This window comes from Oleiphilus sp. HI0061, assembly GCF_001635675.1.
The window spans coordinates 1-598 of the sequence record NZ_LWFE01000846.1; the positions used below are offsets into that span (position 1 = coordinate 1).

At 44.1% G+C, this 598-nt stretch carries 1 protein-coding gene; it reads right to left on the reverse strand.

The genetic code is table 11. The features are described from left to right. A partial coding sequence (locus tag A3735_RS10120; RefSeq protein ID WP_197485826.1) for a flagellar hook-length control protein FliK occupies nucleotides 1-598 on the reverse strand: 598 nt, incomplete at both ends.

A 598-nucleotide genomic window follows, 5' to 3' on the forward strand; every position in this document is an offset into this window, starting at 1 on the left:
GACTGAAGCATTATGGGCGTTAAATGTAATGGCTGCTGCAGCATTTTGAACAGAAATTTTTACATCAATTGGACCAAGCTCAGCAGGGTTTAAGTGGATCTCTGCAGACTGAATTGCCTTTCCCGTAAGCCAAACTATCTTCTGGCCAACTTCCTCCCCCCACTCAACCTCATCCAAACCCGTCATTACTGTTGTCGAGTAAGGCGCGTTATCTAATTTCTGCTGCACTTCCGAAAACGTTGTTTTAAGTAGCGAAGATGAACGCTCTACACCACTACCAATCGTTTTTTCCAGAATGCTTTCAACACTACTAGTACTATCCGCAATCGCCTTAAACTTTGATTCACCTTGCAATGCCTGACTAACAACCTCCTCTTCCAAATTGAGCTTAGCACTGCCATTTTGGGACAAATTCTGAGGAGACAACCCAAGCCCTGAATCAATATTAGAATTGGTAAGCGGAGCTGCTTGAATTTGGTTTGCCGTATTTAGGTTCACCTGAGACTTCTTAGCATCCTGGTTTTGAAAAGATACGCCAGGCAAAACACTTACTGGCGCCACACCTGAATCAAGCCCAGTCAATGCTTGTGGAAGGTTA